General features: G+C 31.9%; 17 protein-coding genes. 7 read left to right on the top strand and 10 right to left on the bottom strand.

All coding sequences use genetic code 11. The features are described from left to right. The first annotated feature begins 111 nt into the window (after positions 1-111). Positions 112-1,788 carry a dihydroxy-acid dehydratase gene (gene ilvD, locus FBE93_RS05435; protein WP_165434247.1) on the top strand — a complete coding sequence of 559 codons (1,677 nt, stop codon included), beginning with the start codon at positions 112-114 and terminating at the stop codon, positions 1,786-1,788. 11 nt (positions 1,789-1,799) lie between these two features. Here ilvD and FBE93_RS05440 read toward each other — a convergent pair whose 3' ends face one another. Both FBE93_RS05440 and FBE93_RS05445 read right to left on the bottom strand, forming a co-directional pair. Beyond that, a complete protein-coding gene (locus FBE93_RS05440) occupies positions 1,800-2,324 on the bottom strand; it encodes a YagU family protein (protein ID WP_002932217.1) in 525 nt (174 codons plus the stop codon). Positions 2,325-2,415: 91 nt separating this feature from the next. Beyond that, complete coding sequence (locus tag FBE93_RS05445; RefSeq protein WP_002932220.1) at positions 2,416-3,642, bottom strand: HD domain-containing protein; 1,227 nt, start codon at positions 3,640-3,642, stop codon at positions 2,416-2,418. Between the two features lie 77 nt (positions 3,643-3,719). Here FBE93_RS05445 and queC point away from each other — a divergent pair, with 77 nt between their 5' ends. Next, positions 3,720-4,394, top strand: a complete 675-nt coding sequence (gene queC / locus FBE93_RS05450) for a 7-cyano-7-deazaguanine synthase QueC (protein WP_002932222.1) — start codon at positions 3,720-3,722, stop codon at positions 4,392-4,394. Positions 4,395-4,414: 20 nt separating this feature from the next. Here queC and dsbI read toward each other — a convergent pair whose 3' ends face one another. From dsbI to FBE93_RS05480, 6 genes are all read right to left on the bottom strand, one after another. Further along, positions 4,415-5,941 carry a disulfide bond formation protein DsbI gene (gene dsbI / locus FBE93_RS05455; RefSeq protein ID WP_165434248.1) on the bottom strand — a complete coding sequence of 509 codons (1,527 nt, stop codon included), beginning with the start codon at positions 5,939-5,941 and terminating at the stop codon, positions 4,415-4,417. Between the two features lie 11 nt (positions 5,942-5,952). Further along, positions 5,953-6,120 (bottom strand): disulfide bond formation protein Dba, encoded by a 168-nt coding sequence (gene dba, locus FBE93_RS05460; protein WP_002779270.1) that lies wholly within the window; start codon positions 6,118-6,120, stop codon positions 5,953-5,955. A 106-nt stretch (positions 6,121-6,226) separates the two neighbouring features. Continuing rightward, positions 6,227-8,005: a methyl-accepting chemotaxis protein gene (locus FBE93_RS05465; RefSeq protein ID WP_002934188.1), complete on the bottom strand. Its 1,779-nt coding sequence runs from the start codon at positions 8,003-8,005 to the stop codon at positions 6,227-6,229. Then, entirely contained in the window at positions 7,995-8,909 is a 915-nt protein-coding gene (locus FBE93_RS05470; protein WP_002934189.1) for a cytochrome-c peroxidase, read from the bottom strand. The genes FBE93_RS05465 and FBE93_RS05470 overlap by 11 nt, the downstream gene beginning before the upstream one ends. An 80-nt stretch (positions 8,910-8,989) precedes the next feature. Beyond that, positions 8,990-9,856, bottom strand: coding sequence for a fumarylacetoacetate hydrolase family protein (locus FBE93_RS05475; protein ID WP_002934190.1), 867 nt, complete (start codon positions 9,854-9,856; stop codon positions 8,990-8,992). A gap of 112 nt (positions 9,857-9,968) precedes the next feature. After that, complete coding sequence (locus FBE93_RS05480) at positions 9,969-10,871, bottom strand: RluA family pseudouridine synthase (RefSeq protein ID WP_032598864.1); 903 nt, start codon at positions 10,869-10,871, stop codon at positions 9,969-9,971. Between the two features lie 77 nt (positions 10,872-10,948). Here FBE93_RS05480 and purB point away from each other — a divergent pair, with 77 nt between their 5' ends. After that, a complete protein-coding gene (gene purB, locus FBE93_RS05485) occupies positions 10,949-12,277 on the top strand; it encodes an adenylosuccinate lyase (RefSeq protein ID WP_002934192.1) in 1,329 nt (442 codons plus the stop codon). Between the two features lie 15 nt (positions 12,278-12,292). Then, positions 12,293-14,662, top strand: a complete 2,370-nt coding sequence (locus tag FBE93_RS05490; protein WP_002934193.1) for a ribonucleoside-diphosphate reductase subunit alpha — start codon at positions 12,293-12,295, stop codon at positions 14,660-14,662. A 37-nt stretch (positions 14,663-14,699) separates the two neighbouring features. On the opposite strand, the gene FBE93_RS05495 is transcribed toward FBE93_RS05490, so the two are convergent. After that, positions 14,700-16,085, bottom strand: coding sequence for a cation:dicarboxylase symporter family transporter (locus FBE93_RS05495; protein ID WP_165434249.1), 1,386 nt, complete (start codon positions 16,083-16,085; stop codon positions 14,700-14,702). 119 nt (positions 16,086-16,204) lie between these two features. After that, positions 16,205-16,828, bottom strand: a complete 624-nt coding sequence (gene thyX / locus FBE93_RS05500; RefSeq protein WP_002860160.1) for an FAD-dependent thymidylate synthase — start codon at positions 16,826-16,828, stop codon at positions 16,205-16,207. 119 nt (positions 16,829-16,947) lie between these two features. Here thyX and FBE93_RS05505 point away from each other — a divergent pair, with 119 nt between their 5' ends. The 3 genes from FBE93_RS05505 to FBE93_RS05515 all read left to right on the top strand — a co-directional run bounded on the left by FBE93_RS05505 (position 16,948) and on the right by FBE93_RS05515 (position 21,268). After that, a complete protein-coding gene (locus tag FBE93_RS05505; protein ID WP_002934195.1) occupies positions 16,948-18,579 on the top strand; it encodes a CTP synthase in 1,632 nt (543 codons plus the stop codon). Next, entirely contained in the window at positions 18,566-20,137 is a 1,572-nt protein-coding gene (recJ, locus tag FBE93_RS05510; protein WP_002934196.1) for a single-stranded-DNA-specific exonuclease RecJ, read from the top strand. The genes FBE93_RS05505 and recJ overlap by 14 nt, the downstream gene beginning before the upstream one ends. A gap of 84 nt (positions 20,138-20,221) precedes the next feature. After that, on the top strand, positions 20,222-21,268 hold the full coding sequence (locus FBE93_RS05515) for a type II asparaginase (protein ID WP_072225816.1): 1,047 nt from the start codon (positions 20,222-20,224) through the stop codon (positions 21,266-21,268). The last annotated feature ends 119 nt before the right edge of the window (positions 21,269-21,387 follow it).

Below are 21,387 nucleotides of genomic sequence, written 5' to 3' on the forward strand. Positions count from 1 at the left end.
TTTTTGTCAATTAATAATTTTTATTATTTATGAAAATGTATATCAAAATAAATTTCATAAAAATTAAGCTTTGCTAAATATAATTTTAAAAAATTATTATCAGGAGTTACAATGAGAAGCAATGCGATAAAAAAAGGACATTTAAAAGCACCTAATCGTTCTTTACTTCGTGCTTGTGGTTTGAAAGATGAAGATTTTGACAAACCTTTTATAGGTGTAGCAAATAGCTATATAGACATAATCCCAGGACATTATTTTTTAAATGATTATGCTAAAATCATTAAAGATGAGATACGCAAAAATGGTTGCGTACCTCTTGAGTTTAACACCATAGGCGTAGATGATGGTATAGCTATGGGGCATGAAGGTATGCTTTATTCTTTACCAAGTCGTGAAATCATCGCAAATTCCATTGAAACAGTAATGAATGCTCATCAACTTGATGCTTTAATCTGTATCCCAAACTGCGATAAAATCACTCCTGGTATGTTAATGGGAGCTTTAAGAGTAAATGTTCCAACCATTTTTGTAAGTGGTGGACCTATGGCTTCAGGGGTAACTAAAAAAGGAGAAAAGATCAGCCTTAGCTCTGTTTTTGAAGCTGTAGGGGCTTATGAAGCCAAAAAAATTAGCGAAGAAGAATTTAAAGACATAGAATGTTCAGCCTGTCCAAGTGGTGGATCTTGCTCGGGAATGTTTACAGCAAATTCTATGAATACCTTATGCGAAGCTATGGGTATAGCATTAGAAGGTAATGGAACCATCTTAGCCTTAAGCAAAGAAAGAGAAGAGCTTTTAAGAAAAGCAGCGCGTCGTATTTGTGAAATTGCCTTAGATGAGCGTTTTAAAATTCGCAATATCATCACTCAAAAAGCCGTGCGTAATGCCATAGTAGTAGATATGGCAATGGGTGGAAGTAGCAATACAGTTTTACACATGCTTGCCATTTCGCGTGAAGCAGGGGTGGCACTAGACATTAAAGATTTAAATTTCATCTCAAGCAAAGTTGCACACATAGCAAAAATAGCCCCATCGCTAAATAGTGTTTATATGGATGATATCCACAAAGCAGGCGGTGTGAGTGCAGTTATGGCTGAAATTTCAAGCAGACAAGGACATATTTTAGAACTTGATGCACTGACTATCACAGGAGAAAGTCTCAAAGAACGCTTAAAAAATGCCAAAATCAAAGATGAAAATATCATTCGTAAAGTAGATAATGCTTACTCAAAAGTAGGTGGGCTTGCTATTTTGTTTGGAAATTTAGCTGAGCAAGGTTGTGTTATAAAAACCGCAGGAATAATCGGAGAAAGAAAATTTAAAGGCAAAGCTGTTTGTTTTAACTCTCAAGATGAAGCTATAAAAGGCATTATCAAAGGCAAGGTGCAAAAAGGAAATGTTTGTGTGATACGCTATGAAGGTCCAAAAGGTGGTCCTGGTATGCAAGAAATGTTAAGTCCTACTTCACTTTTAATGGGTATGGGTTTGGGTGCTGATGTAGCTTTAATCACCGATGGTCGTTTTAGTGGGGCTACAAGGGGTTTAAGCGTGGGTCATATTTCCCCTGAAGCAGCTGAAGGTGGTCTTATAGGACTTTTAAAAGATGGAGATGAAATAGAAATTGATGTAGATGCTTATACTATCTATGCAAATTTAAGCGAAGAAGAAATCGCCAAACGCAAAAAAGAATTTGTATTGCCTCAAAAAGAAGTGCCTTCAAGATGGCTTAGAATGTATCAAAAACTTGTTAACAATGCTAGTAAAGGTGCAGTTTTGGATATGGAATGAAAGGAAACCTTTCATTCTTCTATTTCTTTAGTTATACGATTTCTTATATCTCTACGAACTATTTCCATACCCCACAGCCAAACAATATGGCCAAAAATTTCAGACAGGTGTTCATCAAAAGGAATTTCAGAAAGTGGTGGAACTTCTGCAATTAAAGGCATTACAATAACATGGGCAAAAAGATAAACAAAAAATCCAAAAACTGCACCTTGCCACATAGTAATACGGTGCCATTTTTCCGCTATCATACAATAAGCTACTCCAAAAACAATAGAAAAACCGACATGTACTATAAAAATTGACAAAGGCATTTGCATACCTGAAAACATATAAGTCCAATCAGTAGGTAAGCCTAGTTGTTCTAGAAAAATTTTAGGCGGAGTAACGCGTTCTAAAGCATCTACTGGCCAAAAAACATTGGGATTTCTTGGAGGAAAAGGTACTTCCCAACCCCATTTAACAATAGCTCCGAAAATACCCGCTAATATACCTATAAAAAAGGCTAAAGTATAGCGCTTTTGAAAGTATTTGTTCATAATGACTCCTTTATATTTTATACAAAATAAAATTTGAATTTATAATATTTTTGTTTAAAATATATTGAAAATAGGAGCATAAAAATCTTATTTAAATTTTAAAATATTCTCTTAAACTTTCACAAATTTCAAAAAAATTTACCCCATCTATAGTAGGATTTTCTTTAAAAAACCCATGCATTCCTAAAAAACCACTTTCAAGTTCTTTAGACTTTACACCATAGCTTATACTAAGTCCTGCTTCTATAAAAGCAGCGATTTTATCACAGTATTTAAGTGCCTTACCATCTATAGCACCAAATTCATTTTCATTAAAAGAACTTAAACTTCCGCTGCAAAGCTCGATTTTAGCATTTTTATAGGTGCGATTTTCAAACTCATTTTTTACAAAATTTGACTCATCGTTTCTACCTTTTCTAATGCCTAAAATATAAGAAAACTCAGCCCTTAAACCCTCAGGCACGAAGGGTAAAATTCTTTCATCAATAAGTTTCATTTCATAATCATTTATGATATCATGAAGCCCATCAATGCCGTATTTTACAGGGCTTATAATATCACGCGTTAAAGACTCTGGCAAATCATGAAATAAAGCACAATAAAAATTATTCTCAAGTCTTTTATCACAAGCCTTGATTTTTAGTGAGTAAAAATATCCCAAAATCGCCACCACAAGCATATGTCCTAAAACCGCGGTTTCTGGTATGCGTGGAGTTTGAGCCCAACGCTTTTGAAAGCGAAGTCTTCCGCTAAGATCAATAATTTTTGCAATTTTTTGATTTAAAGCGATTTTTCTAGCTCCTATAAGCTCATAGTAATCTTCTAATTCTTCTTCAACTTTGTTTTTAATCTCATCAATATCATTTAAAAAAGCTGAGGTTTGATAAACTATGTTAAATTCCCATCTTGTAGCAAAATACGAAGCTGCTTTTAAGATAAGTCTTTCTTTAGCATAAGCATTGCCGTTTAAATACGCTTCAAAACGCTTTAAAAACTCTCCTTCTTCTATATCTTCTATCATAGGTTCGATTTTGCTTAAAACCCAAGCATTAACTTCAGCTTTTTTTTGACGCACGATTTCATGATACACATCAGGGCGTATATCAGTTACTACCACACGACTTAAAAACTCAAAAATTCCCCCTTCTATAATCACTCTCATATCCACATCTTTTTCCATTTTAGCGATAAAATATGCGATGATGAATTTATGAGCTTGTTTGTCAAGTTCCACTAAATTTGCCATTCTTGGATAATCATTCCAACGACTGATAGAAGCGGCTTTAAAAATGTGTTCTATGAGTTTTATGTTTACCATGCTTTTGCCTTTTTTTGCAATTTAAATTTAAAAATTTTCGTTAAAATTGCGAAATTATAGCAAATTTAAGGATAAAAATGAGTAAAAAAGCACTTTGTATCATAAGTGGCGGTATGGATAGTACTTTGTGTGCTTATCTAGCCAAAAAAGAAGGTTATGAAATCATCGCTTTGCATTTTGATTATGAACAACGCACTCAAGAGAAAGAAAGAGAATGTTTTAAGCAAATTTGCAAGGCTTTAAAAGTAGAAAAATCTTATATTTTAGATGTGAGTTTTATCAAAGATATAGGGGGTAATGCCTTAACCGATAAAAGTATAGACATTCCTAAAAATGAGCTTTGCATAAGCGATACCCCACCTATCACCTATGTGCCTTTTCGCAATGGAATTTTCTTAAGCATAGCAGGATCTTTGGCTGAAAAGGAAAATTGTGAGAGTATTTTTATAGGGGTGGTAGAAGAAGATGGCAGTGGTTATCCTGACTGTACTGATGAGTTTATACAAAAGGCACAAGAATTTATCAATGAAGGCACGAGTAAGAATTTCAAAGTTTATATAAAAACTCCGCTTGTTAGACTGAGCAAAGCTAAAATTGTAGAACTAGCCTTAAAAGAAAATGTACCTTTAGAACTTACTTGGTCTTGTTATGAGAGTGAAGATGAAGCATGTGGGGAGTGCGATAGTTGTTTGCTTCGTTTAAGAGGTTTTGAAAAAGCAGGGTTTAAAGATAAGATCAAATATAAGTCCTAGTTTTCACTAGGACTTAAAGCTTAGTTTAGAGTATAAAGCTTGTTTACTCCATCTTGATAAGAAAGAATGTTGATTTTTTCATCTTTAAAGAAAATGCTTCTAGCATTAGTGATAGAGCTTGGGAAAGCGATAGTTTTTACTACTTCTTCCTTAACTGGATCAATTACGGCAATCACATTGTGATTTTTACTAAGTGCATAAATTTCCCCATCTTTAAAAGTCATAGAAGTTACATAAAGATCGCCTAAAGTTTTACCTTCTTTAAGATTTGCTTTTGGAGTAAATTCTCCTGAAAGAACACGATCTTTTAAAGAAACTTTAGAGATTACAAAAGTTTTAGCGTCTTTGTTGTTTGGAACAGTTGCAAGATAAAGATAATTTTCATCTGTAGTCATGCTTGCTACATGGTTAAATTTCGCTCTTACAGTATCAAGTCTTCCACGACCTAAACCTTCACCTTGGCCTTTAAATTTATCATTACCTTTTACAAAATCAGCGTATTGTTTAGCGATATCTTCTTCACTTGCATTAGGATTTTTTGCAAATCTTAAGAAAGATTTGTTTGAGCCCATAAGAATGAATTTATCGTTCATATAAGGTATGATACCGATGATTGGATCAATAGAAGCTGAAAAATAAGGATCAAGCTCAAAACCTTCTTTAACGCTAAAATTATTATCTAAGAAAGCCACATCCCATTTAGAGCTTACTACAAATTCATTGTTGATATAATCAAGAGTATTGATGGCTTTGTCAAAATTTATGGTTTGTTCATTTGTGATTTTAAGCTCATCATTGATTTTTGCAAATGGAGCATTGTTGATATCATTATCAAATTTTATGCCGAGTTTTTCACTTGCAGGTGCAAAAGCATAATCAGGAGCTTTAACATCGCGCTTTCCTAAGAAAGAAATATTTTGCCATAAACCATTCCAACCTTCTTTACTCCAAATGATGTATTTTGGATTTAAGCTAAATCTTACAGGATCGCCTTGTCCTACATAAGGAGGAATTCCTGTGCTTACAAAAGCTTGGAAAATATTTGAAGCTACTACAATCGCACTGATAACTACAGCTGCGAGAGAAAATTTCGTATATTTTCTAAATTTTTCCCCATTTAATTCTGCTTCAAAAGCATTAAATTTAGGGGCAAAAGCAAAAATCACACCTAAAAGCAATACAACAGCCCAAAATACCACTTCAGCCCAAAAATAAGTATGGATACCAAAAACTGCTAAACCAAAACCTTGATCTAAATCTCTATGAGCGTGATTGCCATAGTGAGCAAAAGATTGATAAAGCCCTACTGCTGTCATGATTAAAAGAGCAGCAAGGTATTTACCTTTCATACCATAACGAACAATGAAAAGTGCCATCACACCGATAAAGATCATTGCTTCTCTTTGTCCCCAGCAAAGCGTGCAAGGACTATCGCCCAACATATAACCAAATACAAAATTTGCAATACCTACAGGCAAGAGTATGATCAAAAAGCCTGCTAAACACATGAGTGTGTAGAAATTTTTTGTTTTATTGATTTCGTTCATCTAGCCCTTCCTTACAGATTCATTATTGTTAATAGCGCACCTGTTTTGTGGCCAACATAGAAAAAAACCATTAAAAGCCAAGCTACCATTACCAAACCAAAAGCCAAATTTTCTTTTTCTGGTTTTTTGATAATCAGTATCAAGGCGATTAAAACTAATAAAAGTTCAAGAAACTCCATAGTATCTCCTTATGAAATAAAAACTGTTAATTCTACTTTAAAAACATAAATTAAAAATAAATTTTTTATTAAAATTTCGTGTTAATTTAAATTAACACGAAAAAAGTTACTGAAAGCTACTTAATTTTTCAGAGAGTTTAGACGCACCATTTAGAACATTTTGAGAGATGTTATTGATTTCGGATGATAAATCTTTAACAGAATTTGCAAGTTCGTTAACCTTGTCTATGCTTGTTCCTAGGATAAGCATTTTATCTTTTACTTCCATGCTTTTATCTTTCATGGTTTGGGTTGATTCTATAGAGCTTTCTAGTTTATGCATAGAATTTACAAGTTCTTGTTGTAAATCATTGGTTTTTAAAGAGGTTTCTTTCATAGAATCATGGATAAGATCCATCAAGGCTTTGTTGTCATTGATTTGTTGGACTATAGCATTAACAGTAGCATTTATATTTAAAAGAGATTTACTTGTTTTATCGGCAAGTTGACCTACTTCATCAGCAACAACTGCAAAACCCCGTCCATGTTCACCCGCTCTTGCAGCTTCAATAGCTGCATTCAAGGCAAGTAGATTGGTTTGATCGGCTATATCTCTAATAGAACTTGTAATTTCTATGATATTATCTGCACTTTGAGTTAGATTATCCATATTGGCTACTATATTTTGCTCTTTTTCATTATTTTCATTTATTAAATTTACAAGTTCAGATAGAGTAAGTTCTACCTTATCCATCAGTATGTGCATATCTTGCATATTTTCTATGCTTTCTTGTGCTAAATTTCCCGCAAGATTGATATGATCATCTAAGACATAGGTGATTTCTTTAACGCCTTGAATTTGTTCATGTTGTGAATTAGAACTGTTTTCAAGCATCATAGAGTTGTTTTTGAGCTTTTGTGAATTTTGATGACTTGATTTAGCATTTTCTATGGCTTCTATGATTGAGTTTTGAACGGTGGATATAAATAAATTAATATATTGAGCACTTTGTCCAAGTTCGCTTTTTGGATCTATATTTAAACGAGAGTGTAGATTGGCTTCTTTACTAGCTAAATTAGCACTTAGTTTTTCTAAAGTATGAATTGGCATGATGACTTTTTTTAGTGTTAATAAAATAAAAAATACAAATAATACAAGAGTGATTCCAAATACTGTTAAAGCGATATAAAATTTAAATAAATTAGATTGTTCTACAGCATTTTGAGTGAAAGTGTTAAGTTGTTTTAACTCTTTCATAAGAGAATTATTCTCATAAATAGAAGAATTATCTTGCATAATAGAAATCTGTTTTACAATCATTTTATAGTGTTTTAGAAAAAGTTGTAAATTTTCACTTTTTGTATCGTTTTTGATTTCTTTCATAAGGCTGTTGAGCTGATTGAGTGTTGTTTTTTGCAAAATACTTTCAGTTGAAAGAACGCTTAACATGGAGCTCATTGTTCTATAGTTGTTTTTATTTGTTTCATGGTTTTGTTCTAATTCTTCAAAATAATTTTTAGCTAATTCAAACAAATAAAGTTTTGAATTTACCGCTATGGAATTTGCGGATTTGAAATAATTAAGCTGGATTAGTTTGGCATTAAAAATTTCTTCTGCTTTGTTTATATCAATCCCAAAAGTTTTAAGTTTTTTAAAGTTTTCTTGCATTTTTTTTATTGCTTGAACGCTTGGATCATAGTTAATAAAATTAAAACTATTTTGAAAAACGGAATTGATTTTTTCATCTGAAATTTGTAGCTGCTGAACTATGTTTATTAAGTCTTTATTATCTTTAGATGAGGAGTAGTTGTTAAAAATAATACCTAGCAAAATAAGAATAAAAGCTAAAACTAGCGTAGATAAAATAATAAATTTTATCAAAAATGAACTTTTTTTATTTGTCATGATATTTTCCTGTTAAGCTTTCTAAGAATGCGACTATATTGTCAACTGTTTCTTGATCTAAAAATTTTCCTAGTTGATAGTAAGCCATAAATTGAACACAGGCGTCTAAAGTAGGTATAGAACCATCGTGAAAATAAGGTGCGGTTTTGGCTATATTTCTTAGACTAGGAACCTTAAATACCATTTTATCAGCTTCTCTTTTTGTGATTTCATAGCGCCCTAAATCTTCTTGGTTTGGGTATTCTTCAAAAATACCGATTTTTTGAAACATATTCCCACCTATATTTTGACCTTGATGGCAAGAGATACAGCCATTAGCTTTAAAATCTTCATAACCTTTTTTAGCTTGAGCTGAGATAGCATTTTGATCTCCACTAAGATAGCGATCAAAAGGAGAATTTGGAGTAATTAGGGTTTTTTCAAATTCGGCAATTACAAGGACTATATTTTCAACTGTAACTCCTCCATAAAGTTTTTTAAAAGCTTTTACATAATTTTCATTGGAATTAACTTTTTGTAAAAGAAGTTCAGGACTTAGCCCCATTTCTTTTGGATTAAAAAAAGGCACCTTTGCTTGTTCTGCTAAATCTTTGGCTCTACCATTCCAAAATTGCACAAAATTAAACACAGAGTTAAATGTTGTAGGAGTGTTGAAAGGTTTATCGAGTTGATTGTCAACTCCTATTGAAAATTCAAGTCCATCAACGCCATGTTGATCGAGTCTATGGCAAGTATTGCATGAAACTTTTCCATCTTTAGATAAACTTTTATCCATATAAAGACTTTTTCCAAGTTCAGCTTTTTCTTTATCGTAAGAGATGGAATTTGGAATAGGGGTTATCATATCTACTGCAAAGACTATATTTGCATAAGATAAACATAAAATCATTATTATTTTTTTCATGATAAATTCTACCTTAATTTAAGTTTTTGAAACGCCATTATAGTATAATTTTAGTAAATTATTTAATAATTGATATTTTTTTATTTTATTTTATTGTAAAGTTCTCCTAAATTTTCTATAACACAACGTACTTTATCTCCTGATTTTAAAAAAGTGGGTGGATTTAACCCCATACCTACTCCACTAGGAGTTCCCATAGATATAATACTTCCAGCTTTTAAAAGCATGCCTGCACTAAGTTCTTCTAAGACATAAGCAATATCAAAAATAAACAATTGAGTGTTAGAGTTTTGGCGTAGTTCATCATTGATATAGCTTTGAAGTTGGAGTTTAGGAGGATAAGAAATTTCATCTACGCTTGTGATATAAGGTCCCATTATAGTGCTACCTTCAAGACTTTTTGCTCGGTAGAATTGTTTGTGGCGTTTTTGAAGTTCGCGAGCTGAAATTTCATTGATAATAGTATAACCAAAGATATAATCTTTTGCATCTTTAGCTTTGATTTTATAAGCATCTTTACTTAAAATAAATGCAAGCTCACATTCGTAATCAAGCTGAGAAGTTACATCTGCATGTAAAGGTATATCACCAAAAGGTGGTGTGGCTTGATTGCAGCGTTTTCCAAAATATACAGGATATTCTCTTTCTTCAAATTTTTCACCCTTAAATTTGGCAGATTCTTTGGCATGATCTAAAAAATTAATCCCAAGACATATAATATCTTGACGAGGTTCTATAATAGGGGCTAGATAATTTTCTTTTGGAATTTCATAGGCTATTTTAGAATCCAAGTCTGTAAGCTTGTGTTTAAATTTATCAAAATAGATAATAAATTCATTCATATCGTTAGTTTCAATGCCAAGATCAGTAAAACTTACAATTTTTCCACTAGAATTTAGTACTCCTAGATTGTGTTTTTGACCCTGTATAAAATTAACAAATTTCATTGGAAAATCTCGCTTTTTTTATTTAATTATACTTAAAGTTTTAGCAAGAATTATTTTTTTGTTTTAAAATTTGGTAAAAAGGTGATTGATTGTAGCGTAGTGAAACATCATTTTATTTTATGGAATTGTTGAAAATTTCTTTTATGTTTATTTTTGAGTTGATATCAAAATTTTGATTTTTATATTGAAATTTCAAACGATAAGAATGCAAACACAAACGCAAGGCACCTGTAAGTTTTAAGCGTTCTTTAGGATTTAATTTTTCATCTAAAATACTTTCGATTTGTTCTTTGCTAAGCCCATATAGTGGATCGCCTAAAATGGTATGATTTTTATAATGCAAATGTACTCTTATTTGATGTTGTCTGCCTGTTAAGGGTTTACAAAGTAAAAAAGTAGCGTTGATTTTAGGAAAGTATTCTAAAATTTCAAATTCAGTGATAGCTTGTTTTCCTTCTTTGCAAATTTGCATTCTTGTTTTTATATCATCGTAGTTTTTAGTTAAATTTATAGCTTTATCAACTATAAAATTTTCTTCTATTTTTCCATGAGCTAGAGCAAGGTATTCTTTTTGAACTAGTTTTTTTTCAAACAAGCTTTTAAGATCAATTTGAGCTTTTTTATTTTTGGCTATAAGTATAAGTCCGCTCGTTTCTTTATCGAGCCTGTGTGCTACGCAAGCTTCTTTTCCCCAAAGATGCCAAATTTCATCACTAAGACTGTATTTACAATGTCTACCATTTGGATGGCTTAAGATCCCACTTTCTTTTTCAAGTATGGCAAAGTCTTCATTTTCAAAGACAATTTCTACTCCTTTGGGATTGTTTTCATAGACTATAAGCTCTACTAAACCATTTAAAATTTTATTCTTTTCTTCTACTAAAATTCCATCACAAAAAAGCCTTTTTTTGTCTATGAGTTTTTGTGCTTCATTTATGCTAATTTTTAAATTTTCCATAAGGACTTGAAACGCCTTTTTTCCATTGTTTGAGAGTTTTATTTTTATGTAGGCCATTTAATAACTTTCTTAGGATAATTTGATATAATTTCTGTTTTTTAAAATATAAAATTATAGCTAAAAAGGTTTCAAAGATGGTTGAAAGATATAGCAGAGAAATCATGGCTAAAAAATGGGATATGCAAGCAAAATACGATGCGTGGCTGAAAGTAGAATTAGCCGCTGTAAAAGCTTGGAATAAACTCGGTCTCATTAATGACACAGACTGCGAAAAAATTCTTAAAAATGCAAAATTTGATATTGCAAGAATAGATGAAATAGAAAAAACCACAAAACATGATGTTATAGCTTTTCTTACAAGTGTAAGTGAAAGTTTGGGAGAAGAGAGTCGTTTTGTGCATTATGCAATGACAAGCTCTGATTGTATAGATACGGCTGTTGCTTTACAGATAAAAGAGAGTTTAGAACTTATTTTAGAAGATGTTTCTTTGCTTTTAGAAACGATTAAAAAACGTGCTTTAGAACACAAAAATACTTTAATGGTAGGAAGAAGTCATGGAATTCATGGAGAGCCTATTACTTTTGGTTTGGTGTTAGCTATTTGGTATGATGAAATTTCGCATGCAAAAGAGCTTTTAGTACATGCAAAAGAAGTGATAAGCTATGGAAAAATCAGTGGTGCAATGGGAAATTTTGCCCATGCTCCCTTAGAATTTGAAGAAGAAGTTTGTAAAAATTTAGGTCTTAAAGCCGCTCCTGTTTCAAATCAAGTGATTCAAAGAGATCGTTATGCTCAAGTTATTTCTGCTATTGCAATTTTAGCTTCAAGTTGTGAGCAAATTGCTGTAGCGATAAGACATTTTCAAAGAACTGAAGTTTATGAGGTTGAAGAGTATTTTAGTGTAGGACAAAAAGGAAGTTCAGCTATGCCACATAAAAGAAATCCTGTTTTAAGTGAAAATATCACAGGGCTTTGTCGTGTGCTTAGATCTTTTGTAACTCCAGCTTTGGAAAATGTTGCACTTTGGCATGAAAGAGATATATCTCATTCTAGTGTTGAAAGATTTATTTTGCCTGATGCTTTTATCACGGCTGATTTTATGCTTATGCGTCTTACAAATTTGATTGATAAACTTTTGGTTTATCCTGAAAATATGATGAAAAATTTAAATCTTACAGGCGGGCTTGTATTTTCAGGGAGGTTGCTTTTAGAGCTTCCATTTAAAGGCATTAGTCGTGAAGAAGCTTATAAAATAGTTCAAAGAAACGCTATGAAAGTTTGGGCAGATTTGCAAAATGGCAAAGCTGCTATCAATGAAAAAAATGAAAGTTTGTTTTTATTGGCGCTTTTAAGCGATGAAGATTTAAGAAAAAGCTTGAGCGAAGAGGATGTAAGAAAATGTTTCGATTATAACTACTATACAAAAAATGTTGATGTAATTTTTAAAAGAACATTTAAATAAAAAGCAAGGAAGGCAATGAAAGTTATTAAAAGAAATGGTCGTACAGAAGAATTGGATATTTCTAAGATCAAAAAATGCACCTCTGATGCTGTAAAAGATTTAGAAGGTGTGAATTTAAGCGAACTTGAACTCGATGCAAAGATTCAATTTCGTGATGGAATTTCAACTGAAGAAATTCAAAAAACTTTAATTAAAACTGCAGTAGATAAAATAGATATCGATTGTCCAAATTGGACCTTTGTTGCAGCTAGACTGTTTTTATTTGACTTATATAAAAAAGTTAATGGCATGAATCGTTATAATCATTTGCGTGAATATTTTGAAAAAGGTGAAAAAGAAGGAAGAATTTTACTTGGTCTTAAAGAAAAATACGATTTAGATGATTTAAACGCTTATATTAAACCTGAACGCGATATGCAATTTACTTATCTTGGTATTAAAACTTTATATGATAGATACTTGATTAAAGATAGTAAAGGTATGCCTATAGAGCTTCCTCAGCAAATGTTTATGGCTATTGCAATGTTTTTAGCGCAGAATGAATTTAATCCCCAAGAATGGGCAAAGAAATTTTATGATCTTATTTCTAAATTTGAACTCATGCTTGCAACTCCAACTTTATCAAACGCTAGGACAACGCGCCATCAACTTAGCTCTTGCTATATAGGTTCAACTCCTGATAATATTGAAGGCATTTTTGATTCTTATCAAGAAATGGCTTTGCTTTCTAAATTTGGCGGTGGTATAGGTTGGGATTGGTCTAAAGTGCGTGCAATGGGTGGAAGTATAGATGGACATAAAAATGCTGCAGGTGGAATTATACCTTTTTTAAAAATTACTAATGATATTGCCGTAGCTGTAGATCAATTAGGTACTAGAAAGGGAGCAATTGCAGTTTATATAGAACCTTGGCACATGGATATAAGTGATTTTATCGATTTGCGTAAAAATTCAGGCGAAGAAAGACGTCGTGCTCATGAACTTTTCCCTGCTTTATGGATCAATGATCTTTTTATGAAAAGAGTTAGAGCAAATGATAAATGGACTCTTTTTGATCCTGCAGATACAGCGGATTTGTGTGATTTATATGGCGAGGCTTTTGAAAAACGCTATGAAGAATATGAAAAAGACGAAAGTATTACCAAAGAAATCGTAGAAGCTAAAGAGCTTTGGAAAAAGATTTTACTAAATTATTTTGAAACAGGCTTGCCATTTTTATGTTTTAAAGATAGTGCTAATAGAGCAAATCCAAATGCTCATGTGGGAATTATTAGAAGTTCAAATTTATGCACTGAAATTTTTCAAAATACCGAGCCAAATTATTATCAAATCAAAGTAGTTTTTGAAAATGGAGATGAGCTTCATTTTGATGAAGAACAAAAGGTGGTCATTGATGGAGGGTATGAAAAACCAGCCAAAAAAATATCAACTTTAGATAGTATCAATGGTAATAAAGTTTATATAGTAGAAAAATATAAAAATGATGGAAAAACAGCCGTTTGTAATCTAGCAAGTATAAATCTTAGCAAAGTATATACTAAAGAAGATATAGAGCGTGTTGTGCCAACGGCTATTCGTATGCTTGATAATGTAATCGATTTAAATTTTTATCCTCATAGAAAAGTAAAAGATACAAATTTAAAATCCCGTGCTATAGGTCTTGGAGTCATGGGTGAAGCACAAATGCTTGCTGAGGCTAAGATTCATTGGGGAAGTGATGAGCATTTAAATAAAATTGATGAGATTATGGAGCAAATTAGCTTTGAGGCTATTAATGCGAGTTCTAATTTGGCTCTTGAAAAAGGAACTTACGAAGATTTTGAAGGATCAAATTGGAGTAAGGGAATTTTTCCAATTGATGTAGCAAGTCCTAAGGCTAAAGCTTTAACTTTAAGAGAAGGTTTATTTGATCAAAGTGAATGCGACTGGGTTAAACTTAGAGAAAAAGTTAAAAAAGATGGTATGAGAAATGGTTATTTGATGGCCATTGCACCTACTTCTTCTATTTCTATCTTGGTGGGTACTACGCAGACTATCGAACCTGTTTATAAAAGAAAGTGGTTTGAACAAAATTTAAGTGGTATGATACCTGTTGTTGTGCCAAATTTAAGCCTTGATACTTGGCAATACTATACTCCAGCTTATGAGCTTGATCAAAAAATTCTTGTAAAAGCTGCGGCTGTACGTGGTAAATGGATCGATCAAGGACAAAGTTTAAATATCTTTTTATCTCTTGATAAAGCAAGTGGCGGATATTTAAATGAAATTTATCAACTTGCTTGGGAGCTTGGAGTAAAATCAACTTATTATTTAAGAAGTGAAAGTCCAGATAGTGAAAAAGTAAATGTTGCAGATCGTAGTATAGAGTGTGAAGGTTGCCAATAATTCCTTAAAACCCAATAAAAATTTGGGTTTTAAGGAATTAAGAATTGTAAATTTCCTTATCTAAAGCTTTTAAATTTTTTGCAGTACAAAGTGCTGAGGTCATAGCTCCTGAAACGTTGCTTGCTGTTCTTGCCATATCGATAATAGGATCAATAGCCAAAATTAAACTTAACATAACAAAATTGTTTCCAAATCCAATTCCTGCTAACATAATAGAAGCTGCCATAGTTGCACTCCCAGGAACTCCAGCTATACCCAAGGATCCAATAACAGCTACTAAAATTATCATTAAAGCAAAAGTAAAATCAATTGGTGTATGTGTAGCATAAGCTACAAAAATCGCTACTAAAGCTGGAAAATATCCCGCACAGCCATTAAGTCCTGTTGTTGTACCTATAGAAGCTACAAAATTAGCTATTGCGGGATTAACTCCAAATTTATTTTGTAAAGTTGAAATTGTCATAGGTAAGGTACCTAGTGAAGATCTTGAGCTAAATGCAAATAACCACACGGGAAAGGCTTTTTTTGCATATTTTATAGGATTTAATCCTTGAGAAGTGAGGAGTAAAAAATGCACTCCAAACATTATAAACATAGCTATATAAATAAGCATGATAAAAAGTCCAGCTGTTTTAATAGCTTCAAAGCCATTGCTTAAAAGCACATTAGCCATCATACAAACTACGGCATAAGGCATAAATCTAATAATTGTAGCAGTCATACTCATCATAATATTATAAAAGGTTAAAATAAAATTTTGAAAACTTTTAAAAGCCTGATTATATTCTTCTTTTTTGGAAATTTTTTTAGCACTAATTCCTATGAAAAAAGAAAAAATAACAATAGCTATGATATTTTCTTTGTTAATAGCTGTAATGATGTTGCTAGGTATTAGTCCTAGTATAATATTTGAAAAGGTTTGAATTTCACGAATTTGTTTATCTCCTTCATGAATAGCAAAATTACTTCCTAGATCAAAACTATAACCTAAAAATATACCCAAGCTCGCAGCTATAGCTGTGCTAAAAAGTATCCAAAAAAGACTTATTCCAAGTAAAGAAGATATTTTGATGTTTTTATCAATTTCTATAATAACTTTTATAATGCAAATACTTACAAGAGGGACAACTAGCATTTTTATAAAAGCTACAAAAACAGAGCTTATGAAGGCAAACCAATGTTTTATTTCGTTATACCAAAGAATATTACTTGCTTCTTCAGCATCTGGAAAATTTGCCAAATATTGCAAAGCAAAACCAAACCCCAAACCCATTAAAAGCGCAAATAGCATGCGAAGAGAAAAATTGATTTTTATATCCCGCATTTTTTTTAATGCGTAAAAAACAACACAAAGTATAGCAAGAGTAGCTATAGTATGAGCTTGTGAAAGCATTAGAAAATCTTGAAAAAATTGTTTATCCATAAAAAGTCCTTATAAGAAACTATAATCAAGCACAAGGTATATGAAAATATACTTGCACAAAGCTTGATTTTATAAATGGTAGCATAAAAATATTTTAAATAAGATAAAATTAGTATGATTTATTCTATATCTTTATGTAGGCAATGTTCAAATATAAATTTGTGTTCTTGTGGTAAGGCTTCAAATAAAGCATTTGCTAAATTTCTAATCTCCCAAAGAGCTGATTTTGAACTACGCAAAGATATAAAATTTTGTAAACTTCTTGCATTAATCGTTAGTGTAAGTTCGGTTTTATAGCTTTCTGGTAAGCAGTATTTGGCTATATCTAGGCTAATACTTTTTTGTAAAATAGTGCGTAAATTTTCTAAGGCTTTAATGCTTGCGTTATCAACCTCTTCATTACCACAAAGCACAAGATAACGGCTTGCATTTTCAAAATCTCCTATTTTAAACTCACCTTCATTGCGAAGTTCTTTTAAGGTATAACGCGTGCTTTTTACACTAGGACTAGTGTGACGGTGTCTTGCAACTTCTTGTAAACAAGCTCTTGAAATTCCTTGTATATAAAAAGTATAGTTTAGATGTTCTAAGGTTGAAGCGTGTTTGAATTTATTGCCCACGCGATCGATAAGTTCTTTATCTTTTTCGCCACCGCAATCGCCTTTTTCAAAGCTTTGCCAACAAGTTCTTGTTGCATGAGAACAAACAGATAATGGAGTGTGAAAAAGTAAAGTGATTTGCATGCTTATTCCTTTTTTGATAAAAATATTTTTTGTAATTCTTGCATTTTTTACTTAAAATTCTAATGAAATAAAAAGTTTTATCAAGTTATAATTAGATAAAAAAATAAGGCTTATTATCAATGAAACAAACAAAATATATTTTTGTAACAGGTGGAGTTTTAAGTTCTTTAGGTAAAGGAATAGCCGCTGCTTCTATCGCAACACTTTTAAAAAATTCAGGGCTTAAAGTGAGTATTTTAAAAGCTGATCCTTATATCAATGTCGATCCAGGCACTATGAGTCCTTTTGAGCATGGGGAAGTTTTTGTAACTGATGATGGAGCAGAAACGGATCTTGATTTGGGGCATTATGAGCGTTTTTTGGATGAGAGTTTATCTCAAGATAATAACTTTACTACAGGACGCGTTTATCAAAGTGTGATTGAAAAAGAAAGGCGTGGAGAATATCTTGGCAAAACCATTCAAGTTATCCCTCATATAGTAGGAGAAATCAAAGATCGCATTAAAAAAGCAGGAGAAGGCAAAGATATACTCATCGTTGAAATAGGCGGAACTGTTGGGGATATAGAAGGTTTGCCTTTTTTAGAAGCTATTCGTGCTTTGCGTTTGGAAGTGGGTAAAAATAATGCTATGAATATTCATCTTACTCTAGTACCTTTTATCAAGGCTGCAGGGGAATTAAAAACAAAGCCAACTCAACATAGTGTAGGCGAGTTAAGACGCATAGGTATTAGTCCTGATATGATTATTTGTCGTAGTGAAAAAGCTCTTGATAGAGATTTAAAAGATAAAATTGCTATTTCTTGTGGGGTGGAAAAAAATTGCGTGATAGAAAGTGTTGATGCGGCTAGTATTTATCAAATTCCACTTAATTTTTTAAAGCAAGATATTTTAAGTCCTATTGCTGAAATTTTGGATTTGAAAAATTTAAAACCTAATATGGAAAATTGGGACTCTTTGGTAAAAAGAGTTATAGCTCCAAGCAATGAAGTTAAAATCGCTTTTGTAGGCAAATATGTGGATTTAAAAGAAAGCTATAAAAGCCTTACTGAAGCTATTATACACGCAGGTGCAGCTCTAGATACTAAAGTGGAGTTAAAATGGGTAGATAGTGAAAAACTTGAAAATATGGAAAGTGCTGAAGTATTTAAAGATGTGAGTGGAATTTTAGTTGCAGGGGGATTTGGATATCGTGGTGTAGAAGGTAAGATAAAAGCCATTCAATACGCAAGAGAAAATAAAATTCCTTTTTTAGGAATTTGTTTGGGTATGCAGCTTGCTTTGGTGGAATTTGCTAGAAATGTATTAAAACTTAAAGATGCAAATTCAAGTGAATTTGATGAGAAATGCCAAAATCCTGTGGTTTATTTGATTGATGAATTTATGGATACAAATGGAGAAAAACAAATTCGTACTGCAAAAACTCCTTTAGGCGGAACTATGCGTTTAGGAGCTTATAAATGCGATATTAAGGAAAAATCCCTTTTGGCTAAGGTTTATAATGAAGCAAAAAGTGTAAAAGAACGCCACCGCCACCGTTATGAAGCAAATCCAAAATATAGAGCAGATTTTGAAAAACACGGTTTGATTGTAAGTGGTGAAAGCAAAGGATTGATCGAAGCGGTTGAGCTTAACTGTCATCCTTTTTTCTTGGCTGTGCAGTTTCATCCAGAATTTACATCAAGACTTGAGCATGTTAATCCTGTGATTTACGGTTTTATCAAGGCAGCTATAAACTATGAAGATAATTAATAAAAATGAAATTAAAAAAATTTTGGCTTCACGCTTTGAAAAAGATTTGCATACCAAACTTTGCGATCTGCCTTTGCCATGCTGTTTAAAGGATGCATATAAAGCAGCTAATCGCATCAAAGAAGCTGTAGAAAAAAATGAGAAAGTCGCCATAGTAGGGGATTATGATGTTGATGGAATCATTTCTTGTGTTATTATGGCAGAATTTTTCGATGATATAGGTTTTGATTATATAGTAAGAATTCCAAATCGTTTTAAAGATGGATATGGATTAAATGCTGAGATTATCAACGAACTTGATGTGAATTTAATAATAACAGTAGATAATGGAATAGCTGCTCTTGAAGCAGCCAAACTCTGTAAAGAAAAAAATATAGATTTGATTATCACTGATCATCATATGCCTCAAGATGTTTTACCTGATGCTTTTGCCATTATCAATCCAAAGCAAAAAGATTGTGATTTTCCAGAAATTGAAATTTGTGGAGCACAGGTAGCTTGGTATTTAATAGCAGCTTTAAAAGAGGTTTGCAAACTTAAATACGATATGAGCAAATTTTTAGAGCTTTTAGCAATTGCAATTATTGCAGATATGATGGAGCTTAGAGATTTAAATCGTGCTTTAGTAAGGCGTGGTATAGATCATATTAACAAATCCAAAAGAGCTGCTTTTAGGGCTATTAAGCATTATTATCAAAAGGATAAATTTGCTCTTGATAATATAGGATTTTTGATTGCTCCGCTTATAAATAGTGCTGGAAGAATGGATGATGCGAGTATTTCTTATGAATTTTTACATACTAAAGATTTTAATAAAGCTTTAGAATATCTAGAGCAAATTGTTAGTTTTAATGAAAGCCGTAAAGATGAAGAAAAACAGCTTTTTGAAGATAGTTTAAATCAAATCGATGAAAACGATTCTTGTATTGTGGTATCGGGTTTAAATTGGCATGAAGGAGTTTTAGGGATTGTAGCAAGTCGTTTAGCTAAACATTTTAATAAACCTGCTTTTGTATTTTCGCAAAATGAAGAACATTTAAAAGGTAGTGCAAGAAGTGTTGGTAAGATTGATATTTTGGCTTTAATTTCTAAGACAAATTCTATATTAAGCAATTATGGCGGTCATAAAGGTGCTGCTGGAATTAGTTTAAATTTTAAAAATTTTGAATTATTTAAAAATAAAATCAAAAAAGAATGTTCGCAAATTTCTGAAAGTGAATTTTTGGATACAGATGAAATTTTAGGAATTTTAGAGCCTAGTGAGATTGATTTTGAAATGCTTGAAATTTTAGAATCTTTTGAACCTTTTGGACATAAAAATCCACGACCTTTTTTTGTTTTAGAAAATCTTTGTGTAAAAAATAAAAAACTTCTAGGTAAAGATGAAAAACACTTAAAGCTTGTTTTAACCAAGGAAAATAAGACTATAGAAGCTTTATTTTTTAATTTTGATAAAGAACCAAAATTAAATCAAAATATTTCTTTACTTGGAAGTATTTCTAAAAATGAATTCAGAGGATTGGTAACTCCACAATTTGTTATTAAAGAAATTTTATAAAATTTATAAAATTTTTATTTATTATTTATTAATATTATATAAGTTTCATTAATGAAACGAATTTTGATAAATAAGGGGAGAATTGTGAAAAAGCTACTATTGAGTGTATTAGTATTTTTATCTATAGGAGCATGTATGGCAGAAGCTAAACCAAAAATTGCTATTTTAGCAACAGGTGGAACGATAGCAGGTTCTATTGATAGCGCTGTTGCCACAACAGGTTATACGGCTGGAGTTGTTGGCGTAGATGTTTTAATCAAAGCGGTTCCACAAATTCAAGATTTAGCTAATATTAGTGGGGAACAAATAGCAAATATTGATAGTTCAAATATGCGTGATGAAATTTGGCTAAAGCTTGCTAAAGAAATCAATAAGATTTTTGCCGAAGGGGTGGATGGTGTGGTTATAACTCATGGTACTGACACCATGGAAGAAACTGCTTATTTTTTAAATTTAACCATTAAAAGTGATAAGCCTGTAGTTTTAGTTGGCGCTATGCGTCCATCAACTGCTATAAGTGCAGATGGGCCAAAAAATCTTTACAATGCTGTAGCATTAGCTGCTGATAAAGAGTCTAAGGGCAAGGGTGTTATGGTAGCTATGAATGATAAAATTTTAAGTGCTAGAGGCGTGGTAAAAACCCATAGTTTAAATGTTGATGCTTTCTCTTCTCCTGATTTTGGAGATTTGGGTTATATAGTAGATGGTAAAGTCTTTTTCTATAATAATGTTGCTAAAGCTCACACAAAAAACGCTCCTTTTGATGTAAGCAAACTCACAAGTTTACCAAAAGTAGATATTCTTTATAGCTATTCAAATGATGGTAGTGGTGTCGCTGCAAAAGCTTTATTTGAACATGGAGCTAAGGGTATAGTTGTTGCAGGAAGTGGTGCAGGAAGTATACATGAAGATCAAAAAAATGTTTTAAAAGAGCTTATGAAAAAAGGACTTGATGTTGTTGTAAGTTCAAGGGTTGTAGCAGGTCGTGTTGCTGTGAGTGATTCAGATGAAAAATTAGGTTTTATTAGTGCTGAAGATTTAAATCCTCAAAAAGCAAGAGTTTTGTTTATGTTAGCGCTTACAAAAACAAGCGATCCTAAAAAAATTCAAGAGTATTTTTTAGAATATTGAAATTTTTAAATATTTCTAAACTTAGGGAAATTATCTTCCCTAAGTCAAGCCTTTTAATCCTAATAATAGTATATTATATCTTGCATTTTTTATTATCATTAAAATATAACCCCATTTTT

The sequence above is a fragment of the Campylobacter sp. CFSAN093229 genome (assembly GCF_011068225.1).
GTDB lineage: Bacteria > Campylobacterota > Campylobacteria > Campylobacterales > Campylobacteraceae > Campylobacter_D > Campylobacter_D jejuni.

Bases quoted from the DNA above. Each gene is read 5' to 3' on its own strand.
- dsbI (WP_165434248.1), bottom strand. From the start codon at position 5,941: ATGAACGAAATCAATAAAACAAAAAATTTCTACACACTCATGTGTTTA.
- FBE93_RS05495 (WP_165434249.1), bottom strand. From the start codon at position 16,085: ATGGATAAACAATTTTTTCAAGATTTTCTAATGCTTTCACAAGCTCAT.
- dba (WP_002779270.1), bottom strand. From the start codon at position 6,120: ATGGAGTTTCTTGAACTTTTATTAGTTTTAATCGCCTTGATACTGATT.
- FBE93_RS05505 (WP_002934195.1), top strand. From the start codon at position 16,948: ATGAAACAAACAAAATATATTTTTGTAACAGGTGGAGTTTTAAGTTCT.
- FBE93_RS05465 (WP_002934188.1), bottom strand. From the start codon at position 8,005: ATGACAAATAAAAAAAGTTCATTTTTGATAAAATTTATTATTTTATCT.
- purB (WP_002934192.1), top strand. From the start codon at position 10,949: ATGGTTGAAAGATATAGCAGAGAAATCATGGCTAAAAAATGGGATATG.
- FBE93_RS05490 (WP_002934193.1), top strand. From the start codon at position 12,293: ATGAAAGTTATTAAAAGAAATGGTCGTACAGAAGAATTGGATATTTCT.
- FBE93_RS05480 (WP_032598864.1), bottom strand. From the start codon at position 10,871: ATGGCCTACATAAAAATAAAACTCTCAAACAATGGAAAAAAGGCGTTT.
- FBE93_RS05470 (WP_002934189.1), bottom strand. From the start codon at position 8,909: ATGAAAAAAATAATAATGATTTTATGTTTATCTTATGCAAATATAGTC.
- queC (WP_002932222.1), top strand. From the start codon at position 3,720: ATGAGTAAAAAAGCACTTTGTATCATAAGTGGCGGTATGGATAGTACT.
- thyX (WP_002860160.1), bottom strand. From the start codon at position 16,828: ATGCAAATCACTTTACTTTTTCACACTCCATTATCTGTTTGTTCTCAT.
- FBE93_RS05440 (WP_002932217.1), bottom strand. From the start codon at position 2,324: ATGAACAAATACTTTCAAAAGCGCTATACTTTAGCCTTTTTTATAGGT.
- FBE93_RS05475 (WP_002934190.1), bottom strand. From the start codon at position 9,856: ATGAAATTTGTTAATTTTATACAGGGTCAAAAACACAATCTAGGAGTA.
- ilvD (WP_165434247.1), top strand. From the start codon at position 112: ATGAGAAGCAATGCGATAAAAAAAGGACATTTAAAAGCACCTAATCGT.
- FBE93_RS05445 (WP_002932220.1), bottom strand. From the start codon at position 3,642: ATGGTAAACATAAAACTCATAGAACACATTTTTAAAGCCGCTTCTATC.
- recJ (WP_002934196.1), top strand. From the start codon at position 18,566: ATGAAGATAATTAATAAAAATGAAATTAAAAAAATTTTGGCTTCACGC.